Source organism: Pseudomonas sp. P9_2, from assembly GCF_034008255.1.
GTDB lineage: Bacteria > Pseudomonadota > Gammaproteobacteria > Pseudomonadales > Pseudomonadaceae > Aquipseudomonas > Aquipseudomonas synxantha_A.
Map to the genome: position 1 here is coordinate 667602 of NZ_CP125376.1, position 22461 is coordinate 690062.

The 22461-nt window shown below is 58.1% G+C and carries 16 protein-coding genes; 10 read left to right on the top strand and 6 right to left on the bottom strand.

Annotated elements, in window-relative coordinates; translation table 11 throughout:
• Positions 1-26 precede the first annotated feature (26 nt).
• From zapE to QMK52_RS02910, 3 genes are all read right to left on the bottom strand, one after another.
• Positions 27-1121 carry a cell division protein ZapE gene (zapE, locus tag QMK52_RS02900; protein WP_005784768.1) on the bottom strand — a complete coding sequence of 365 codons (1095 nt, stop codon included), beginning with the start codon at positions 1119-1121 and terminating at the stop codon, positions 27-29.
• Positions 1122-1200: 79 nt separating this feature from the next.
• Positions 1201-2556 (bottom strand): tryptophan--tRNA ligase, encoded by a 1356-nt coding sequence (locus QMK52_RS02905; protein ID WP_194440124.1) that lies wholly within the window; start codon positions 2554-2556, stop codon positions 1201-1203.
• Positions 2557-2572: 16 nt separating this feature from the next.
• Positions 2573-3202 carry an alpha/beta hydrolase gene (locus tag QMK52_RS02910; RefSeq protein ID WP_005784765.1) on the bottom strand — a complete coding sequence of 210 codons (630 nt, stop codon included), beginning with the start codon at positions 3200-3202 and terminating at the stop codon, positions 2573-2575.
• Positions 3203-3348: 146 nt separating this feature from the next.
• Here QMK52_RS02910 and QMK52_RS02915 point away from each other — a divergent pair, with 146 nt between their 5' ends.
• Positions 3349-3786 (top strand): YhcB family protein, encoded by a 438-nt coding sequence (locus QMK52_RS02915; RefSeq protein ID WP_005784763.1) that lies wholly within the window; start codon positions 3349-3351, stop codon positions 3784-3786.
• A gap of 190 nt (positions 3787-3976) precedes the next feature.
• Here QMK52_RS02915 and QMK52_RS02920 read toward each other — a convergent pair whose 3' ends face one another.
• The 3 genes from QMK52_RS02920 to QMK52_RS02930 form a co-directional block, all read right to left on the bottom strand.
• On the bottom strand, positions 3977-5701 hold the full coding sequence (locus tag QMK52_RS02920; RefSeq protein ID WP_005784761.1) for an ABC transporter ATP-binding protein/permease: 1725 nt from the start codon (positions 5699-5701) through the stop codon (positions 3977-3979).
• Positions 5702-5800: 99 nt separating this feature from the next.
• A complete protein-coding gene (locus tag QMK52_RS02925) occupies positions 5801-6361 on the bottom strand; it encodes a response regulator transcription factor (RefSeq protein WP_003171731.1) in 561 nt (186 codons plus the stop codon).
• Complete coding sequence (locus QMK52_RS02930; protein ID WP_005784756.1) at positions 6354-7616, bottom strand: ATP-binding protein; 1263 nt, start codon at positions 7614-7616, stop codon at positions 6354-6356. The genes QMK52_RS02925 and QMK52_RS02930 overlap by 8 nt, the downstream gene beginning before the upstream one ends.
• A gap of 205 nt (positions 7617-7821) precedes the next feature.
• Here QMK52_RS02930 and QMK52_RS02935 point away from each other — a divergent pair, with 205 nt between their 5' ends.
• From QMK52_RS02935 to QMK52_RS02975, 9 genes are all read left to right on the top strand, one after another.
• Positions 7822-8532: an SIMPL domain-containing protein gene (locus QMK52_RS02935; RefSeq protein ID WP_005784754.1), complete on the top strand. Its 711-nt coding sequence runs from the start codon at positions 7822-7824 to the stop codon at positions 8530-8532.
• 350 nt (positions 8533-8882) lie between these two features.
• The gene (locus tag QMK52_RS02940) at positions 8883-11681 is read left to right on the top strand and encodes a hypothetical protein (protein ID WP_005784752.1); all 2799 of its coding nucleotides are present in this window, start codon (positions 8883-8885) and stop codon (positions 11679-11681) included.
• A gap of 116 nt (positions 11682-11797) precedes the next feature.
• Positions 11798-13399: an ABC transporter substrate-binding protein gene (locus QMK52_RS02945; protein ID WP_005784751.1), complete on the top strand. Its 1602-nt coding sequence runs from the start codon at positions 11798-11800 to the stop codon at positions 13397-13399.
• A 258-nt stretch (positions 13400-13657) separates the two neighbouring features.
• Entirely contained in the window at positions 13658-15286 is a 1629-nt protein-coding gene (locus QMK52_RS02950; RefSeq protein ID WP_005784750.1) for an ABC transporter substrate-binding protein, read from the top strand.
• A gap of 332 nt (positions 15287-15618) precedes the next feature.
• Positions 15619-17196 carry an ABC transporter substrate-binding protein gene (locus QMK52_RS02955; protein ID WP_413817841.1) on the top strand — a complete coding sequence of 526 codons (1578 nt, stop codon included), beginning with the start codon at positions 15619-15621 and terminating at the stop codon, positions 17194-17196.
• Between the two features lie 171 nt (positions 17197-17367).
• Positions 17368-18768, top strand: coding sequence for an OprD family outer membrane porin (locus QMK52_RS02960; RefSeq protein ID WP_078820283.1), 1401 nt, complete (start codon positions 17368-17370; stop codon positions 18766-18768).
• Between the two features lie 80 nt (positions 18769-18848).
• Complete coding sequence (locus tag QMK52_RS02965) at positions 18849-20447, top strand: ABC transporter substrate-binding protein (protein WP_005784742.1); 1599 nt, start codon at positions 18849-18851, stop codon at positions 20445-20447.
• A 76-nt stretch (positions 20448-20523) separates the two neighbouring features.
• On the top strand, positions 20524-21534 hold the full coding sequence (locus tag QMK52_RS02970; protein WP_003171721.1) for an ABC transporter permease subunit: 1011 nt from the start codon (positions 20524-20526) through the stop codon (positions 21532-21534).
• A gap of 10 nt (positions 21535-21544) precedes the next feature.
• Positions 21545-22456: an ABC transporter permease subunit gene (locus QMK52_RS02975; RefSeq protein ID WP_005784738.1), complete on the top strand. Its 912-nt coding sequence runs from the start codon at positions 21545-21547 to the stop codon at positions 22454-22456.
• Positions 22457-22461: the final 5 nt, after the last annotated feature.

The window sequence follows — 22461 nt, forward strand, 5'->3', positions numbered from 1 at the left end:
TGGATCTCCATTGAGCTGGAGATTGATTAAGGCTTGTGTCCGCGCGACAGGAACTCGTGGGACTGCATTTCAAGCAGGCGGCTCAAGGTGCGCTGGAATTCGAAGTTCAAGCGACCGCCGGTGTACAGGTCCTTGAGCTCGACTTCCGCCGAGATGATCAACTTGACGTTGCGGTCGTAGAACTCGTCGACCATGTTGATAAACCGCCGCGCAATATCGTCGGTGGTCACGCCCATCTGCTCGACGCCGCTCAAGATCACCGCGTGGAAGATCTTGCCCAGCTCAATGTAGTCGTTCTGGCTGCGCGGGCCGTCGCACAGTTGGCGGAACTCGAACCAGGCCACGTCATCGCAGGTACGCAAGGCGATGATTTCGCGGTTCTCGATCATCAGCTTGTCGTTTTCCACCGCCTGGGTGCATTCCGGCGTCAGCGCGCGGAAGCTTTTTTTCAGGCTGTCGTGCGCCGCCTGGTTCAGCGGGAAGTGGAACAGCTCGGCTTGCTCCAGGTGGCGCAGGCGGTAATCGACGCCGCTGTCGACGTTGACGATATCGGTATTCTGCTTGATCAGCGCAATGGCCGGCAGGAAGCGCGCACGCTGCAGGCCGTCCTTGTACAAACCGTCGGGCACGATGTTCGACGTGGCAACCAGGGTCACACCGTTCTTGAACAGCTCTTCCATCAGCGTGCCGAGGATCATGGCGTCGGTGATGTCGGAGACGAAGAACTCATCAAAGCAGATCACCCGCGCTTCTTGGGAGAAGCGCTTGGCGATGATGGTCAGCGGGTTTTTCTCGCCCGGCAGGGTTTTCATCTCTTCGTGCACGCGCTTCATGAAGCGGTGGAAGTGAGTACGGACCTTTTCCTTGAATGGCAGCGCTTCAAAGAAGGTGTCTACCAGATAAGTCTTGCCCCGGCCGACGCCCCCCCAAAAGTACAGGCCCTTGACCGGCGTATGGTCTTTCTTGCCAAACAGCTTGCTGAACATCCCCGGCTTGCTTTGCGAGGCCGCGACCAGATCGTCGTACAGGCGCTGCAAATGACGCACAGCATTTTCCTGGGCCGCGTCATGGAAGAATTCAGGGCGTTTCAGATCAGCTTGATATCGTTCTAGGGGCGTCATAATTTCGTTAGCAAGGCAACAAAAACGGGCCGACACTGTAACGACGGCCCTGGAGAATGGCAATCAACCCTTGGTCGGGTTAATCCTCGATTGGAGTCAACGCAGCGCGCAAGGCTTCGATGGCCGCGTCACGCGATGCTTGATCGGCGTACTCGGCACTGTCAGCCACGGCGGCGCCGTCCAGCCATACGCTGAAGCTCAGAGCCTGCGCACGCACGTCCAGCGCATCACCACTTTGCAATTGTTTGGTCACAGCGCCAGCCGCTTTGCCATCGGTAAAGTTGCGCGATAGCAGCAGTTGCTCACCATCAGCGGCCAGCAGGCGAAAGCGGAAGCTGCCATCGTCTTCACGAAAACTCACAAAACGCGCAGCCTTCGCCGCTTTTTTCTTGGTGGCAGCCGGCGCCGCAGCCTGGTTGACGAACGAACGCAGGCCCACTGCTTCACGCAGTTCGGCGAGGAATGGCGCGGCCACGGCACGGGCTTTCTTGGCTCCGACCAGCAGCAGGTCTTCCATATCGGAGGGGCGCGACATCAGTTGGTGGTAACGCTCGCGCGCTTCACCAAGTTGGCCGTCGAGCAGTTGGAACAGACGATTCTTCGCCTCGCCCCAGCCCAGGCCTTGCAGCAGCTCGCCACGGAATTCTTCTTCCTGCGCCTTGGTCGCGAACGCCTGGTACAGGGTGAACAGGTGCGAATTGTCCGGGTCCTTGGCTTCGCCCGGCGCACGCGAGTCGGTCACGATCCGCGAGATCGCGTCTTTCATGTCCTTGGCGCTGGTGAACAACGGGATGGTGTTGTCGTAGCTCTTGGACATCTTGCGGCCATCCAGGCCCGGCAAGGTGGCGACGCTTTCTTCGATCAGCGCCTCGGGCATGGTGAAGAATTCTTTACCGTTGCCGAACAAGTGGTTGAAACGCTGGCCGATGTCGCGAGCCATTTCCACGTGCTGGATCTGGTCGCGACCGACTGGCACCTTGTGCGCGTTGAACATCAGGATGTCAGCGGCCATCAGCACCGGGTAGCTGTACAGGCCCATGCTGATGCCCGCATCCGGGTCCTCGCCGTTTTCCACGTTCTTGTCCACCGACGCCTTGTACGCATGGGCGCGGTTGAGCAGGCCCTTGGCGGCAACGCAGGTCAGCAGCCAGGTCAGCTCGGGAATCTCCGGGATGTCCGACTGGCGATAGAAGGTCACACGGTTCACATCCAGGCCACCGGCCAGCCAGGTCGCGGCGATTTCCATGCGCGAGCGCTGGATGCGCTGCGGGTCGTCGCACTTGATCAGCGCGTGGTAGTCGGCCAGGAAGTAGAAGGAGTCGGCATTCGCGTCTTCGCTGGCGAGGATCGCCGGGCGGATCGCACCGGCGTAGTTGCCCAGGTGCGGCGTGCCGGTGGTGGTAATGCCGGTGAGGATTCGGGTACGGGTCGTCATGGGTGATCGCTTGTCATCAATTCGAAAGGCGTGGCAGCACCAGATCCTTGAGATCGGTCAGCTTGCCATGAAAAAAGTGTCCGCATTCTGCCACTTTCAGCAACTCATGGGGGCGTTTCAGGGCGGCGGACCAGTCGTAGACCAGTTGCGGGTCGACCACTTCATCGCTTTCCGGTTGGATCAGGGTCAACGGGCAGCCTTGGGGCAACACATCTGCATCGCCAAGGCGCATCACGGCGGCAGCCACCATAAACAGGTGCGCAAGCTTTTCACCCTTGGCCTCCAGACGGCCGCCGAGACTGGCCGCGACATAGCCACCGAAGGAAAAACCCAACAAGGTGATCGGCAGTTCGGGATGTTTTGCCCGCAGCCAGGTGACGGCCGCTTCGGCATCGTCGACCTCACCACTGGCCATATCGTGTGTACCGGCGCTGGCACCGACGCCACGATAATTGAAACGCAAAGTAATCAAACCGGCATCGCGCGCAGTGCGTTGCAGGGTCGACACCACTTTATTGAGCATGGTCCCACCCTGCACCGGGTTAGGGTGGCAGATCAGCGCCAGGCCACGTGGTTCGGGGTGATCCAGGTACAAGGCTTCCAATTGGCCCACCGGGCCATCGATCAAAACGGGGGTTTCACGCATGAGCAAGGATGAACTCCGTGACCTCTCAAGGGGTCGACTCGTCTAGCTAAAAGTCTGTGCATGGCATCATTGCGAGCTTAATCGCGGTATACAGCGCAGGTTTGAGCCGTTAACGTAAAGCAAAGCCGTTTATAGAGGAAGGACTCGTGGAACACTCGCTCTTAGTTTGGTTGTTGCCGACTCTTGCCCTGGTTGCCGGTGTCGCCATTGGATTCCTGGTTGCCCGCCTGCTGCCGAATGCCGCGCCTAACCGCACGCAGCGTCAGCTGGATGACATTCAGGAACGTTTTGACAGTTATCAGAACGAGGTTGTTACCCACTTCAACAGCACCGCGACCCTGGTCAAGAAGCTCACCCAGAGCTACCAGGAAGTACAGGATCACCTCGCCGAAGGCGCTAATCGCCTGGCCCTCGACGACATCACCCGCCAGCGCCTGCTGGCTGCGCTGCATTCCGATGCACCGCAAACCCCACGGGAACGCCTGACCCCGCCACGGGAAAACCAGGAGCCACCACGGGACTACGCGCCAAAGACGCCGAACGCCCCAGGGATGCTGGATGAGCATTACGGCTTGAAGAAGTAAGTCGTCCTCAAGCAACAAAAAGCCCGGCTGATCGATGATCAGCCGGGCTTTTTTTGGGCGCCACTTCAAGAACAATGCAGATCAATGTGGGAGGGGGCTTGCTCCCGATAGCGGTGGATCAGCCAATGCATCTGTTACTGACAGGCCGCCCTCGGGAGCAAGCCCCCTCCCACACTTACCGAGCGTGAGCTTAAGTAAGCTGTTGCTCCTGCAACCGCCCACCCTCGATGCGCACATGCCGCCCATGGAAACGCTTGAGGCTGCTGCGGTGGCCGACGCTGACGATGCTCAATCCCGGCAATTCATCGATCAATGCCTGGTACAAGGTTGCCTCATCTTCTTCATCCATCGCCGAGGTCGCTTCATCCATATACAGCCACTGCGGTGCGAACAACAACGCACGGGCAAAGGCCAGGCGCTGTTGCTCACCCGGCGAAAGCATGCGTTGCCAGTGGTTGGCTTCATCCAGGCGATTGACCAGGTGCGGCAGGCGGCAGGTTTGCAGGACCTGTGCATAACGTTCTGCCGGATAGACGCTGTCGTCTTGTGGATAACTCAGCACCGCCTTGAGCGTACCAATCGGCAGGTAAGGCTTCTGCGGCAGGAACAGGTAGCGCGTCGCCGGCAACCGAATGCTGCCATGACCTGCGGGCCAAAGATGGCCCATCGCCCGCAGCAAGGTGCTCTTGCCGCTACCGGAACGCCCGCTGAGCATCACGCGCTGACCAGGCTCCACGGTCATGTCGGCGTCGGTGAGCAGGTGACGGCCGTCGGCCAGGTCCATGCCCAGATCCGTGATCTCCAGGCGCTCGCCGTCAGGGCGTACATCGATGGCCGGGGCTCGCTGCTCGTTGTCGCTCATGGCTTGCTGGAAACTCAGCAGACGATCACTGGTGGCGCGCCATGTCGCCAGTTCCGAGTAGGCGTTGATAAACCAGCTGAAGTTTTCCTGCACGTTGCCAAATGCCGAGTTGATTTGCATCAGCTCGCCCAGCTCGATCTTGCCGCTGAAGTAGCGCGGCGCGGCCACGATAAACGGGAAGATGATCGCAATCTGGCTGTAGCCGGCGGTGAAAAAGGTCAGGCGCTTGGACACTTTCATGATGTCCCAGAAGTTGTGCCAGACCTTGCCGAAGCGCGTACTCAGGCGCTGCCTTTCATTCGGCTCGCCGTTGTACAGGGCAATGCTCTCTGCATTCTCACGCACCCGCACCATGGAAAAACGCAAGTCTGCCTCGAAGCGTTGCTGCTGGTTGCTCAGGCCGATCAAGCGGCGGCCGATCAGGTGCGTCAGCCAACTGCCCACGGCGGCGTACAGCAACGCGCACCAGAACATATAGCCGGGGATGGTGATGCCAAACACTTCGATGCTGCCCGATACGCCCCACAGGATGATCGAGAACGACACCAGGCTGACCACATTACGCAGTAACCCAAGGCCGAGGCTCAAGGTGCCGGAGGTGAAGTTGTTGAGGTCTTCGGAAATCCGCTGATCTGGGTTGTCGGTATAACCACCCTGTTCCAGCTGGTAGTAATTCTTGTGGGCCAGCCACCGGGTGAAGTGTTGTTCGGTGAGCCAGGCGCGCCAGCGGATCGTCAGCATCTGGGTCAGATAGAGACGGTAGACCGCGCCGAGAATCGCCACCGCCGCAATGCCGCCGAAATAACCTATCAGTTGCCAGAAGGCGGCGGTGTCCTTCTTCTCCAGGGCGTTGTAGAAATCCTTGTACCAGTGATTGATCCACACGGAAATCGCCACGCTGAACAGCGACAGGCCAATCACTGCAGCCAGCAACAGCCAGGCCCTGCCCTTCTCTTCGCTGCGCCAATAAGGCGTGATCATGGCCCAGGTTCGGCGGAAGAATTGCCCACGCACCGCATCGTTGACCGCGCAATATTCAGCGTTCTGATTCATTGTTCAGGCTCGGTAGGAAAACATCACAGGCGTTTGAACCGATCATAGGTGATCGGTTCGTGCATCCGTGCAGCCTGAAGCAGGTTGTTCAGTCGCCGTTCAGCGTCGTACCGGGCGCTTCTGCAACTTGCGCTGCAAGGTACGGCGGTGCATGCCCAAAGCACGGGCAGTGGCGGAGATATTGCCTTCGTGCTCGGTCAGCACGCGCTGGATATGCTCCCATTGCAGGCGGTCCACCGACATCGGGTTTTCCGGTACCAGGGTGTCAAGGTCGGCGTGCTCGGAAAGCAGAGCGGCCAGCACGTCGTCGGCGTCCGCCGGCTTGCAAAGGTAGTTGCAGGCGCCGCGCTTGATCGCCTCGACAGCGGTGGCGATGCTGGAGTAACCGGTGAGGATCACCACGCGCATTTCCGGGTCGAGCTCCAGCAGCTTGGGCAGCAGCACCAGGCCGGAGTCGCCGTCCATTTTCAGGTCGAGGGCGGCGTAGTCGGGCAGGTCGGCCTGGGCGATGGTCAGGCCTTCTTCGGCAGACCCTGCGGTGCTGACGCGAAAACCGCGACGGCTCATGGCGCGCGCCATCACGCGGGTAAAGGTAGCATCGTCATCTACCAGCAACAGGTGCGGCAGTTCTTCGCCTTCGACTTGGATCTCGTCACTCATCGATATCTCCTCGTGCGACACGGGGCAGGCGCAGCTCGGTGAGCGTGCCACCTTCCTCATGACTATAGAGCTTCACTGAGCCGCCCGCGCGGGTCACGCTGGCCTTGCTCAAAAACAGGCCCAGGCCGAAGCCTTTGCCCTTGGTGGTAAAGAAAGGTTTGCCGATCTGCTCGGCAATGGCCAGCGGCACGCCCGCGCCGTGGTCACGAATGCTGATGGTGATGTTTTCGGCGTCCCAGTCCAACTGTACGCCGAGCCCTTCAGGGCAGGCGTCAGCGGCGTTGTTCAGCAAGTTGAGCAGCGCCTGGGTCAGGTCCGGCGGTGGCGCCAGGCGCGGTACGTTGCCTTGGCCCAGCAGGTTAAAGCGGTAACTGGCTTCGGGACGCATCAGGTGCCAACGGTTCAGGGCTTCATCGAGCCATTGGGTCACGTCCTGCATCTCAACTGCCAGGCGGCGGTTGGCTTCGGCAGCACGCACCAGTTGCTGCAGCGTCAGCTTGCATTGCTTGACCTGCTCCTGCAGCACACTCAAGTCGTCTTGCAGCGCGGGGTCGTGATGGTCCTGGGTCATTTCCTTGAGCAGCACGCTCATGGTCGCCAACGGCGTGCCCAACTCATGGGCGGCACCGGCAGCCTGGGTGGCGACGGCCAGCAATTGCTGGTCGCGCAGCCCTTCTTCGCGGCGAATGGCGCGCAGCTCTTCCTGGCGACGCAGCTCTTCGGCCATACGTGCGGCGAAAAAGGTAATGACGGCGGCAGACAGGGCAAAACTCAACCACATCCCGTAGATTTGCAGGTTTTCCCGGGCGATAGGGAAGGTCTGCAACGGGTAGAACTGAGCCAGCAACAGGGTGTACAGCGTCAGCGCGATCCCCGAAAGCACCACCGAGTAGCGCCATGGCAACGTCACCGCAGCGATGGTCAGTGGCACCAGGTAATACGAAACGAACGGGTTGGTGGACCCACCGGAGAAATACAGCAACACGCTGTGGATAAACAGGTCGCAAGCCAATTGCAGGGCATATTCCAACTCGGTCACCGGCCAGGTGGTGCGCAGCCGTATGGCGGTAAATGCACACAACACGGTGGAAAAACCCAGGGTCACAGCCAGTTGCAGCCAGGGCAGCGGCAGCAGGTCGAACCAATAGGCAAGCCCGACGGAACCGGCCTGTGCGGCCAATACCAGGGTGCGAATGAACGTCAGGCGCCAGAGGTTCTGGCGAGTGGCGGAAGTCAGTTTTACGGCGGCGAGCATGAGCTCTCCCGATGAGCGCTGCAGGCGGATCGGCACGAGTATAAACGAAGCAGACCGGCTGGCACGGCGCGTGTGGCTCTTTGACGCAGGCCGGCTAAATGACCGTTCGTCGGCGCCCGCATAACTTGTAGGTAATGTGTAAACCCGAAGAACCCGGTGCCAGCGTCTACAGTCTTACCGAGCACGACTACTTCAAGGAGCTTCCATGTCTCGTTTCATTCGCAGTGCAGCCATCATCACTCTCAGCGCCAGCGCCATTGCCAGCCTGCCGGCCATGGCCGCCGATGCACTGAACTACAACCAGATCTCCCTGCGCGCCGAAGTCAGCCAGGAAGTGGCCCGCGACAAGATGATCGTCACCCTCTATACCGAGTCGCAAAACGCCGACCCGGCCAAGCTTGCCGCTGAAATCACCACCACCATGAACACGGCCTTAGGCCAGGCCCGCGAAGTCAAAGGCGTGACCCTGCGCCAGGGCAGTCGTAACAGCTACCCGATCTACGACAACAAGAACCAGAAGATCACCGGCTGGCGTGAGCGCGCCGAACTGCGCCTGGAAAGCGCGGACTTCCCGGCGCTGTCCAAGCTCACCGGCGAGCTGTTGAACACGCTGAAAATGGAAAACATGGACTTCGCCATCGCCGATGCCACGCGCAAGGCCAGCGAAGATGCGTTGCTCAAGGACGCGGTTACTGCGTTCAAGGCCCGTGCGCAACTGGCTACCGATGCACTGGGCGGCAAGGGTTACAAGATCGTCAACCTGAACTTCAACACCAATGGTTACCCGATGCCTTTTGCTCGCGGCGGGATGATGATGAAGGCGGCCATGGCAGATTCTGCACCGACGCCAGACGTTGAAGCGGGCACCAGCCAAGTGAGCATGAGCGCCGATGGAGTGATCGAAGTTTTACCGTAAGTCTTCGCGAGAACACCACTGCGTAACCTTCACCGGTTACGCAGTGGTGTTGCCGCCCACGGAACACTCAGACCGCTACCACACACCAAGTAACTTGATACTACAGCCTTACTCCAATCTATCTAAACCTCGCCCTCACGACACCACTCGTCAAACATTGCGAATGCAGGCCTGGAACTTACGGCACTCAACTTTCCACCCAGGGTTGCCATGCACATCATCTTGAATCAGAACATCGAACAGGTTAATTGCCACACACGGACGTACTGACAACAGAATATTACACATATCGATTTCTTTGTTTCTCGATGAACGGCAGTTATTTACCCAATAATTAATGTGAGTCGATAATGAATATAACGCCGTCTCTCGCTCCCACACTCGTCGTTCCCTCTTTCCCTCCCACACATGATCGCCAGCGTCGAGCGCTTGATGATTTACCCGCAACGCAAACCCGGCAGCAGGCAGAACAAACCTCTTCAAAACATCCAAAAAAATTGCTCGACCACCCCCCGTTTCCCATGCCTACACCCGCCCATGAACTCGATACCTCCAAAAGCATCATCTATGGGTCAGTCAACGTTATTCCGCCAACCGCGGGTTATACACAGCAAGAGCGAATGCATCGTATCGATGCCTATACCGGTCGAGTCGTCGCGCACATTCAACACATCGAAAATGGCAGCGACGCAGAACGCAATATCAGCTTCCAGCAAACTCGCCCGTTTCTAGAACCCGCAGGTTACTTCAGCGGCGGGTTGCTAGCAGCCGGCTACGATCCCCATGAAAAAATCTCGGTGACCTTCCACTCCTATGTAGGAATGGGCAAGCCCAAGGAGGAAACCAACAAAGAGGTACGCACCTATTTTGCATGGGAGATTGCAGCCGGCGCTCTTGCGCACGATCAGGTGTCAAGGGGCGGCCCGTTGAACTTCCAGGACATGCACATCAACCCGCAAGATAAAAACAAGCTTCACGAACTGGATTCCTTGGGCAGCCAGCTCCAAGGCCATTGGGAAAATGAAATAGCGGCGCCCATGCGCGACGCCTCGGGGCAACTGGCGAAGCGATCGGGCAAAGCGGATGCCTATGTGTTGCGAGGAATACTACAAAGTCTGCATGACGACAATTCCAGTAACAAACACCTAACCCCCGCTGCGCGAGCCGCCATTGTCCGCACACTTGAAGAAGACGGAAACGCGGTAATCCCCAACATATATGGTTATCCCTTAGAGGGTTATGCATTTATTCCTTATATCAACTATCACGGTGATTATGACCACCGCCCGAATAAGGGACTGATGATTGACTTAAAGAATGGCTCCGCCCGTGAAATACACGGTGATGACGACTTTGCCAGTTGGGCTAAAAACAATCAGGCTCAATTAGTTAGCCGCTTCAACGCTCGTGACAGGCAAGGCGGTCATGATGCTCACTGGGTAGGGGCCGGGTATGTACTCGATGCATTGATTCAGGATAACCATTCTACGTTTCCAGGAAGAAAAGGTCCGTTCACAGATCAGGCCGTACCGGTCCGGGAGACATTCAATTACACACAATCGCGAGACAGCGATTACTACTTGAAATTTGGCGACCTTAAAAACGGTATTGCCCCCCACTACCAGGCGATAAATGCCAAGAATGCACGCTGGACCGATCAAACCGAGGTCTTTGGCGCCTCCCAACAAAGTTGGAAAGCAGCCAAAGAGTTTTGGGGTAACACGTTTGGTTACTTACCGATCGTAGGCAATGTGGGCAACATTGTCTTCGGCGTACACGATGGCCTCTACGGCAAGACGGCCGATGATCGTGTCGCAGGTAACGCCGCGGCGGTAATTTCCAGCCTGCAACTGGCGCACGAGATTGCCCCCATTGGATTGGAAGCCGGACTTGGGGAGGCGGTTTTGACACCTGGCGCTCCCAGCGCAAAACCCTACAACTGGCGATTCAGTCAGGACACTAGCGATCTTGAACTCGTGCGCACGCCAAAAGCGTTGAGCGAGAGTGATACCAACCCGGTTGCAAATCACTCGGCGCCCCAGGTGAACCCGTTGCGGCCCAGCCACGCGGGGATGATCAGCGAACATGCCATCCCTGACGGCGAGCAGTTGATTGAAAAGGCCGCGCACAACCAGAAGGGCATCTATCAGCTCAAGAACACCGCCACCGGCGAAGATCACTGGTTTATCCGCTACACCGATGGGACAGGCGTCCCTGGCGTATATGAAATAAAAAGCAACTTCAAACCTAGCAATGACTACGTGCAGATTATTGATCGCTCCGGAAAGATTGTATTGACCGTGCATTCAGCCGGTGACGGAAACTGGGTTCGCAATGCAGCCAATGGGGGGGTGAGGTGGCCGTGGCAGCGTTCACCATCGCCAACACCCAGTGAAAATCTGACCCCCCATTTTTCGGACCTGTTCGCCGACGTCGATCAACAGGCCGTGGCGCGAGCCGACAGATTCGACCAATTCATGAAAGTGGATGAGACCAAACCTTACGCCGTATCGACCCGCGGCTATGAAGAAAACGGCGTTGTTAAAAGAAAGCTGAATATTGGCTGGGAGGCCCCCAGGGAGAAGTTCGAAATGTTGCCCTCGGAGCGAGCGGCTCCTTCGCCTCTGAGCGAGACCAATTATTCAGAGCACTTTCTTACCGACCTGAATCGTAACAACTACACGGTCATCAAAAGCTCAAAAGGCGGCGATATCGAATTGCCCCTGGATGCCGTTGGAAAAACGCCAGAGGCTACGAGACTGAACCGTCTCAAACAATTCGAAAAGGCAATTCCCGATGCAGAACTGCGATCCCGTATCTCCGAGGTCGCCCATCAAGGATCAGTATTTCCCGCCCATTGGGAGTTGCTCCAAAGCATGAAAGACGGTTACGGCGTCACAGCAAGCAATGCTTCTTACTTTATTGAATACGACCCGACACGCAATGAAGCCCGAGTCAAAGTCGTCACCACGTGGTTTGTAAGCGATGTCAGCGATCACGTTCCAAAAGTGATTCCGGATTTAGAGGCAACCACCGTCAGAACCTTCACTATTGGCGAGAACAATGATGTGTCCGGCGCCCTTTACACGATTGACGATTACGCTCCAACTCACCTGGAAGTGTCGATCCCCGATGATCTCCCTCAGTAATCAAGGGCACCCTTTGATGCAGATGTCCCTACCTGAGTAACCGGAACGGCGGTAACCTCGGTGACCGCCGTTTTCGTTTAGGCAGCTTTGGTCTGCCTGCCATTTCAGGGGTCTCCATGGAAAGAATCGCCGTCAAGCCACTGCTCCTCGCCGCAAGCCTACTGGCTGTTATGCCGATGGCCCAGGCCGCAACCACCCTGGTCTACTGCTCCGAAGCCAGCCCCGCCGGCTTCGATCCCAGCCAGTACACCAGCGGCACCGATTTTGACGCGTCCGCCGAAACCGTGTTCAACCGCCTGACCCAATTCAAGCGCGGTGGCACCGAGGTAGAACCGGGTCTGGCCACGAGCTGGGATGTATCCAAGGACGGCCTGACGTATACCTTCCACCTGCGCGATGGCGTCAAGTTCCACACCACCGACTTCTTCACCCCGACCCGTGACTTCAACGCCGATGATGTGTTGTTCACCTTCAATCGCTTGCTCGATGCCGACAGCCCGTTTCGCAAGGCCTACCCCTCCGAATCGCCCTACTTCACTGACATGGGCTTGAACGCCACGATCAAGAGCGTCGACAAACTCGACGAACACACCGTGCGTTTCAACCTGAACAATGTCGATGCTTCATTCGTACAGAACCTGGCGATGAGTTTCGCCTCGGTGCAATCGGCCGAATATGCCGCCCAGCTGTTGAAAGAAGGCAAGGCCGAGCAGATCAATCAGAAGCCCATCGGCACCGGGCCGTTTGTGTTCAAGCGTTACCAGAAAGACGCGCAGATCCGGTATGTGGCCAACACACAGTACTGGAAGCCCGAGGACGTAAAGCTCGATAACCTGGTATTTGCGATCACCCCGGACGCCGCCGCGCGCCTGCAAAAACTAAAGGCCGGTGAATGCCAGGTCAGCGGTTACCCACGTCCTGCCGATATCGACGTGATGAAGCAAGATCCCAATCTGCGCGTGCTGCAACAAGCGGGTTTCAATCTGGGCTTCCTGGCCTACAACGTGACTCACCCGCCGCTGGACCAACTCAAGGTGCGCCAGGCGCTGGACATGGCGATCGACAAGCCGGCAATCATCAAGGCCGTATACCAGAGCGCCGGACAATTGGCGCAGAACGCGTTACCGCCGGCGCAGTGGTCTTATGACCCCGGCATCAAGGATGCCCCCTACGATCCGACCAAAGCCCGGTTGCTACTAAAAGAAGCAGGGGTTGCACCAGGTACCACCATCAATCTGTGGGCGATGACCGTACAACGCGCCTCCAACCCCAATGCGCGGATGTCCGCACAAATGATCCAACAGGATTGGGCCAAGGTCGGCATTAAAGCCAACATCGTCAGCTATGAGTGGGGCGAGTACATCAAACGCGCTAAAAATGGCGAACACGACGCAATGATTTACGGCTGGACCGGCGACAACGGCGACCCGGACAACTGGCTCGGCGTGCTCTACAGTTGTGCCGCAGTCAAGGGCAGCAACTATGCCAAATGGTGTAACCCGGCCTACGACAAGCTGGTGCAGCAAGCTAAGGTCAGCAATGATCGCGAGCAGCGTATCAAGTGGTATCAACAGGCGCAGAAAATCCTTAAGGAACAGGTACCTATAACGCCTATTGCAAACTCGACGGTTTTCCAGCCCCTGCGCAAGGAAGTGCGCGACTTCAAGATCAGCCCGTTTGGACTGACGCCCTTCTACGGTGTGAGTCTAGATAAGTAACATCGACGCCCCAACCGAGTGCGCTAGACGCCTCGGCTGGGCTTTTTTGGTGCGCACATTGCACCGAAAAAAACCATCAAATCGACGCTTTTATGGCAAAACTTTCATAATTGCGACATTCCTGTACGTTCGTACCACTGTTTGCCGCTCGTAACCGTTCAGCATCTTGCATTGGGTATGGCGCCTGCATAAGTATCCGCAGGCCGACTCACGAGGTCGCCCTCACCACCAAAAATGACAACAAATCATGAGGCCAACATGCTTAAACACGCAGTCCTTCCGTTATTAGTGAGCGCCGGCCTGATGGCCGCAGCCCCCGTAGCCCTGGCGGCAACTAACCTGGTGTTCTGCTCCGAAGGGAGCCCGGCCGGTTTCGACCCAGGCCAGTACACCACCGGAACAGACTTCGATGCCTCGGCCGAAACCATGTTCAACCGTCTGAGCCAGTTCGAGCGTGGCGGCACCGCTGTCGTTCCTGGCCTGGCCACCAGCTGGGACGTGTCCCCGGACGGCCTGACGTATACCTTCCACCTGCGCGAAGGCGTCAAGTTCCACACCACCCCGTACTTCAAGCCTACTCGTGAATTCTCGGCCGACGACGTACTGTTCACCTTCAACCGGATGATCAACAAAGACGATCCGTTCCGTAAGGCCTACCCCACTGAGTTCCCGTACTTCACGGACATGGGGATGGACACCAACATCAAGAACATCGAGAAAGTCGACGACCACACCGTCAAGTTCACCCTTGGCACCGTGGACGCGGCTTTCATCCAGAACCTGGCCATGAGCTTCGCGTCGATCCAGTCCGCTGAATATGCCGCGCAATTGTTGAAGGAAGGCAAACCCGCCGACATCAACCAGAAGCCGGTCGGCACTGGCCCGTTCGTGTTCAAGAGCTACCAGAAAGACTCGAACATTCGTTACACCGGCAACAAGGACTACTGGAAACCTGAAGACGTGAAGATCGACAACCTGATCTTCGCTATCACCACCGACCCGTCGGTGCGTATCCAGAAGCTCAAGAAAAACGAATGCCAGATCACTCTGTTCCCACGTCCGGCCGACCTCAAGGCGCTGGGCGAAGACAAAGACCTGAAACTGCCGCACCAGGCCGGTTTCAACCTGGGCTATGTGGCCTACAACGTGATGGACAAGGTCAAGGGCAGCGACCAGCCTAACCCGCTGGCTGACCTGCGCGTACGCCAGGCGCTGGACATGGCGGTGAACAAGCAGCAGATCATTGACTCCGTGTACCAGGGCGCCGGTCAGTTGGCCGTCAACGCCATGCCGCCGACCCAATGGTCCTACGACACCAGCATCAAGGACGCCAAGTACGACCCTGAAAAAGCCAAGGCGCTGCTCAAGGAAGCCGGCGTCAAGGAAGGTACCGAAATCGTCCTGTGGGCCATGCCGGTTCAGCGTCCGTACAACCCGAACGCCAAGCTGATGGCCGAGATGCTGCAGAACGACTGGTCCAAGATCGGTCTGAAGGTCAAGATCACCAGCTACGAATGGGGCGAGTACATCAAGCGTTCCAAAGGCGGCGAGAACCAGGCCATGATCATTGGCTGGAGCGGCGACAATGGTGACCCGGACAACTGGCTGAACGTGCTGTTCGGCTGCGACTCGCTGTCGGGCAACAACTTCTCCAAGTGGTGTGACAAGAAATTCGACGGCATCGTGAAAGAAGCCAAGGCCACATCGGATGTCGCCAAACGCACCGAGCTGTACAAGCAGGCGCAACATATCCTCAAAGATGCAGTCCCGATGACACCTATCGCGCACTCGACGGTGTATCAACCCATGCGTAATACCGTACAGGACTTCAAGATCAGCCCATTTGGCTTGAACTCCTTCTACGGCGTTAGCGTAAGCGGCAAGTAAGGATCAATAACGGCGACGTTTCACAACGTCGCCGTTATTCCATCCGCCAGGGCCGTAGGAAACAGACCACATTTGCAAGCGTTGCCGTCCTACAGCAACGAACTGCGCCTTATGTCTCCGTTACCTACAAGTCCAGTCAGAATTGGCGCATTTACTGCAAGGTCCACGTCCCATAACGTCGTAGGACAGCAGAGGCATCACTCTGGGAAATGGCACTTGCTGTGCGTGGGATCAGTGATGTCTCCCTGGCTGTGGCCAGCGGGATGGTTCGCTGTTGATAACTACAAACAAGGATCGGGATCGTCATGCGCCATACCACTGTTCTATCCGCGATGTTTGCCACCAGCCTGCTGGCCGTGGCCACGATGGGCCAGGCCGCCGAAAAGAAGAGCCTGGTGTTCTGCTCCGAAGGCAGCCCGGCAGGGTTTGACACTGCGCAATACACCACGGCCACCGACAACGATGCGGCAGAGCCTTTGTACAATCGCCTGGTTGAATTCGAAAAAGGCGCGACCGACGTAGTACCTGGGCTGGCGACCAAATGGGATATTTCGCCAGATGGCCTGACCTACACCTTCCACCTGCGTGAAGGGGTGAAGTTCCACAGCAACAAGGAGTTCAAGCCGACGCGCGACTTCAACGCCGACGACGTGCTGTTCACCTTCAACCGCATGCTTGACCCCGAGCATCCGTTCCGCAAGGCCTACCCTACCGAGTTTCCGTACTTCAACGGGATGAGCCTGAACAAGAATATCGCCAAGGTCGAAAAAACCGACCCGCATACCGTGGTGATGACCTTGAACACGGTCGACGCCGCGTTCGTGCAGAACATCGCCATGAGTTTCGCTGCGATCCTGTCCGCCGAATACGCCGAGCAGTTGCTCAAGCAAGGCAAGCCCAGCGACATCAACCAGAAGCCGATCGGCACTGGCCCATTTGTGTTCCAGCGTTACCAGAAAGACTCGCAGATCCGTTACGTGGGCAACAAACAGTATTGGGACCCGAGCCGGGTCAAACTTGACCAACTGATCTTCGCCATCAACACCGACGCCTCGGTACGGGTGCAGAAGCTCAAGGCCGGCGAATGCCAGGTCACCCTGCATCCGCGCCCCGCAGATGTAGACGCACTGAAGGCCGACCCGAACCTGCAACTGCTGACCAAGCCTGGCTTCAACCTCGGCTACATCGCCTACAACGTGCGCCACAAGCCGTTCGACCAGCTTGAAGTGCGCCAGGCGCTGGACATGGCGGTGAACAAGCAGAGCATCCTCAACGCTGTGTACCAGGGCGCCGGGCAACTGGCGGTCAACGGTATGCCACCGACGCAGTGGTCTTACGATGACAGCATCAAGGACGCCGCCTACGACCCGGAAAAAGCCAAGGAGCTGCTCAAGGCCGCCGGCGTCAAGGAAGGCACCGAGATCACCCTGTGGGCGATGCCGGTACAACGTCCGTACAACCCCAACGCCAAGCTGATGGCCGAGATGCTGCAGAACGATTGGGCCAAGATCGGCCTGAAAGTCAAAATCGTCAGCTACGAATGGGGCGAGTACATCAAGCGCACCAAGAACGGTGAGCATGATGTCAGCCTGATTGGCTGGACCGGCGACAACGGTGATCCGGACAACTGGTTGGGCACCCTCTACAGCTGCGACGCCATCGGCGGGAACAACTACTCCATGTGGTGTGACCCGGCGTACGACAAGCTGATCAAGCAAGCCAAGGTCGTGACCGACCGCGAACAAAGGACTGTTCTTTACAAACAGGCGCAGCAACTGCTCAAGCAGCAGGTGCCGATCACGCCAGTCGCCCACTCGACGGTCAACCAGCCGTTAAGCGCCAAAGTCGAAGGTTTCAAGGTGAGCCCCTTCGGCCGCAACGTGTTCTCGGGCGTCAGCATTACCCCATAAGAAAATAACCGGATTGCGGGGAGCGAAGTTCGCTTCCCGGCAAACGTGCAGGCTTTTGTTGGGAAATTTCCTACGCCAAACGTTTGCACAGGCTTGAACGAGTTCCACACCCAATAGCCGGTTCACCTAAAAAGACCGGCATTAAAAAAGAGAACCAAAGGAGCTTCACCCATGAAACTGAGCAGCAAAGCGCTTCTGGCCCTGGCCATCAGCAGCATCACGGCAACCGCCTACGCTGAAACGCAAAGCCAGGACTTCGTTCCTACCACGTTGGCCGGCACCAGCGCCCAAAGCGAGGCTAAAGGCTTCGTTGAAGACTTCAGCCTTGGCGGCACCACACGTAACTGGTACTCCCATGAAAGCAAATACCGTGGGGGCACCTTCGCGTACCAGAAGCATGGCCAGACCCTGACCGACCGTAACCGTACCAACTGGGTACAGGGCACCATCCTCAACGCCAGCTCGGGTTTCACCCAGGGCACCGTCGGCGTCAAGACCGAAGTAGCGGTTTACAACGCTTTGGTACTGGACCGCAGCAAGCGTGATATCAAGGGCGGCTCCAACCGTACCCTGGCGGACTCCAACGGTGACGCCGTAGACCAGTGGAGCAAACTGGGCCTGGCCAACGTGCAGTTCCGCGTGTCCAACACCACCTTGACCGCCGGTCGCCAGAACTTCAGCAGCGGCATCGTCGACACCATCGGCAACCGTGCCTTGCCTTCAAGCTTCCAGGGTGTGAGCTTCAACAGCGAAGAGTTCAGCAACCTGTCGTTCCAGGGCGGCGTGTTTGACCGCGTTTCGCCACGTAGCGAACAGAGCCTGTCGAAATTCCGCTCCGAATACACCAACAGCGCAAAGGTTGAAACCGACAAGGTCTATACCCTGGGCGCCAACTACCAGCCATTCAAGAGCCTGAAGACCAGCTTCTTCGGCGCCAACGTCAAGGATTTCTGGAACCAGTACTACTTCGGCGCTACCCATGAACTGGGTGACAGCCAGCAACTGGCGCTGACCACCGGTTTCAACTACTACAAGACCGTCGATGAAGGCAAAAAGCTGATGGGGGATATCGACAACGATACCTACTCCCTGTCTTTTGGCCTGACTCACCAGGCCCACAGCCTGACCTTCGCCTACCAGGCCGTGAACGGTAACGAGTACTTCGACTACCTGCACGAAACCAACGGTATCTACCTGGCCAACTCCCTGACGTCCGACTTCAACGGCCCGAACGAGAAATCGTTCCAGATCGCCTACGCCATCAATATGGCCGAATACGGCGTGCCAGGCCTTAAGTTCAACGCCTACTCCGCTCGCGGCTGGGGCATCGACGGCACCCACTACACCGGTAACCGCGGTGTAGTCGGCAAAGGTTACGACGGCATCCAGTCCCAGGACGGCGAGAAGCACCAGGAATACGGTATCGGCGCTTCCTACGCGGTCCAGAGCGGCCCGCTCAAGGCCACCGCGATTCGTGCCACCTACGTTGAACACCGTGGCAGCGAGTTCCAATCCGACGGCAGCATCAAAGAGTTCCGTCTGGTCACCACCATTCCATTCAACATCCTTTAACTAGCGCCAGGCAGACGGCGGGCTCAGGACGAGCTCGCCGTCTACGCTTTTCTGGTTCCATCGATTGCAGAGGGCTCTGAATGAAAATGCTCCCGCTACAAGCCGCCATGGCTGCCGCGCTGTTGAGCGTGGCGATCGGCGTTTCGGCCAAACCGCTGGTGGTGTGCACCGAAGCCAGCCCGGAAGGTTTCGACCCGGTCCTGTACACCACCGCCGTAACCGCTGATGCCGCCGCTGAAACCATGTTCAACCGTCTGGTGGACTTCAAGCCCGGTACTACCGAGGTGGTCCCTGCGCTGGCTAAAGACCTGCCGGAAATCAGTGCCGATGGCCTGACCTACACCTTCCACCTGCGTGACGATATCAAGTTCCACACCACCGACTATTTCAAACCCACGCGCAACCTGAACGCCGACGACGTGCTTTGGAGCTTCCAGCGCCAGCTGGACCCGAATCACCCTTGGCATAAAAAGTCCCTCGTGGGCTACCCGTACTTCGAAAGCATGGGGTTCAAGGAACTGCTCAAGAGCGTAGAGAAGATCGACGATCATACCGTCGTCTTTACCCTGACCCGTCCTGAAGCTCCGTTCCTGGCTGACCTGGGCATGGCATTCTCTTCAATCCATTCGAAGGAATACGCCGACCAGTTGCTCAAATCCGGCAAGACCGAAGACCTCAATGCCAAGCCCATCGGCACTGGCCCGTTCATCTTCACCCGTTATCAGAAAGACGCCCAGGCACGCTTCAAGGCCAACCCCGACTACTTCCGCGGCAAGCCGGCGGTCGATCCGCTGATTCTGGCAATCACCGTCGATAACAACGTGCGCCTGCAGAAGCTCAAGGCCAACGAATGTCAGATCGCATTGTTCCCCAAGCCGGACGACATCCCAAGCATCAAGAAAGACCCGAACCTGAAAGTCGATGAACTGGCGGCGATGACCACCAGCTATACCGCATTGAACACCACCCGCAAATACATGAGCGATGCGCGGGTACGTCATGCAATCAATATCGCGTTCGACAAGACCGGCTATACCGAAGCGCTGTTCGGCAAAGGCAATGCAGTCGTGGGCACCGGCCCTTATCCACCGACATTGCTGGGTTTCAGTGAAAAGCTGAAAAACCCAGCGCGCGACCTGGACAAGGCCCGTGCCCTGCTCAAGGAAGCCGGCGTGCCGGAAGGCACCGAATTCACCCTGTTCACCCGTAACGGCGGCGGCCCGACCAACCCCAACCCGATGCTCGGCGCCCAGCGTATGCAAGCAGACCTGGCCCAGATTGGCTTGAAGATCAATATCAAGGTCATGGAATGGGGCGAGATGCTCAAGCGTGCCAAAAACGGCGAGCACGACATGGTTTCGGCGGGCTGGGTCGGTGATAACGGCGACCCGGATAACTTCCTGACGCCAAACCTGAGTTGCGATGCAGCCAAAAACGGCGAAAACTACGCCCGCTGGTGTAACAAAGAGTTTCAGGACTTGATCGACAAAGCCCGTGCAGTCGCGGAACCGGCCGAACGGGCCGCGCTCTATGAACAAGCACAGGATGTGTTCGAGAAAGACCAACCCTGGCTTCCCATGGCTTACCCGAAACTGTTCACCGCCCTGCGCAAGAACGTAGAGGGCTTCACCCAAAGCCCTCTGGGTACAAATAACTTCGCCACCACCCAGGTGAAGTAAATAAGAAAAACGCTCGGCACCGTCGACATTGACGGTGCCGAACCTGCCTAACCGGCTGATTGAGGTACACACCAAGATGTTTAGTTTTATTGCCCGCCGATTGGGGTTATTGATCCCCACGTTCTTCGGCATCACGTTGCTGACTTTTGCGTTGATTCGCATGATTCCAGGCGACCCCGTAGAAGTCATGATGGGCGAGCGGCGGGTTGACCCCGAAATGCACGCCCAGGCAATGGAGCGCCTTGGCCTTAACAAGCCGCTGTATGCGCAATACCTGGATTACGTCGGCAAGCTCGCCCAGGGCGACCTTGGCGAATCGCTGCGCACCCGCACCAGCGTGTGGACCGAGTTCACCGCCCTCTTCCCCGCGACCCTGGAACTGTCCATGGCCGCCCTGTTGTTCGCCGGTATCCTGGGCCTGTTGGCCGGGGTGATCGCGGCACTCAAACGAGGATCCCTGTTCGACCATGGGGTGATGGGCATCTCCCTGGCGGGCTATTCGATGCCGATCTTCTGGTGGGGCCTGATCCTGATCATGTTCTTCTCGGTAAGCCTGGGCTGGACCCCGGTTTCCGGGCGTATCGACCTGCTCTACGACATCGAGCCGCGCACCGGTTTCATGCTCATCGACACCCTGCTGGCCGACGAGCCGGACGCGTTCTGGGACGCCCTGCACCACCTGATCCTGCCGGCTATCGTGCTGGGTACCATCCCGCTGGCTGTGATCGCACGGATGACCCGCTCCTCGATGCTTGAAGTACTGCGCGAGGACTACATCCGCACCGCCAAGGCCAAGGGCCTGTCGCCGGCGCGCGTGGTATTCGTTCACGGCCTGCGTAACGCGCTGATCCCGGTACTGACCGTGGTCGGACTGCAAGTCGGCACGCTGCTGGCCGGTGCGGTACTGACCGAAACCATCTTCTCGTGGCCCGGCATCGGCAAATGGCTGATCGAAGCCATTGGCGCGCGGGACTACCCGGTGGTGCAAAACGGCATTCTGCTGATCGCCTGCCTGGTGATCCTGGTGAACTTCGTGGTGGATATCCTCTACGGCTTCGCCAACCCACGCATCCGTCACCAGCGCTGAGATCATGACCATGACTACCTCTACTCCAGTGTCAGCAGTCGATCAGAGCCTGCTGTACCCGTCCCCGTATAAAGAATTCTGGCAAGCCTTCTCCAAGAACAAAGGCGCGGTTGCCGGCCTGCTGTTCATGTTGCTGATCGTGTTCTGCGCGATCTTCGCTCCCTGGGTTGCCCCGCATAACCCCAGCGAGCAATACCGCGACTTCCTGCTGACCCCACCGGCGTGGCTGGAGGGCGGGCAGATGCAGTTCCTGCTCGGCACCGACGAACTGGGGCGTGACTTGCTCTCGCGCCTGATCCAGGGTTCGCGCCTGTCGTTGCTGATCGGCTTGTCATCAGTAGTGATGTCGCTGATCCCAGGCATCCTGCTGGGCCTTTTCGCCGGGTTCTTCCCGCGCTTGCTCGGCCCAACCATCATGCGCTTGATGGACATCATGCTGGCCCTGCCATCGCTGCTGCTGGCCGTGGCGATTGTCGCCATCCTCGGCCCTGGCCTGATCAACACCGTGATCGCCATCGCTATCGTGTCGTTGCCGTCCTACGTGCGTCTGACCCGCGCGGCGGTAATGGGCGAACTGAACCGCGACTACGTGACCGCCGCCCGCCTCGCGGGTGCCGGCCTGCCACGCCTGATGTTCATCACCGTGCTGCCTAACTGCATGGCACCGCTGATCGTACAAGCGACCTTGAGCTTTTCCTCGGCGATTCTCGATGCCGCGGCCCTGGGCTTCCTCGGCCTTGGCGTACAACCGCCAACCCCTGAGTGGGGCACCATGCTGGCTTCGGCCCGTGACTACATCGAACGCGCCTGGTGGGTCGTGAGCCTGCCTGGCTTGACCATTTTGCTCAGCGTGCTGGCAATCAACTTGATGGGTGACGGCCTGCGCGATGCGCTGGACCCGAAACTCAAGAACGCCGCCTGAGGAGA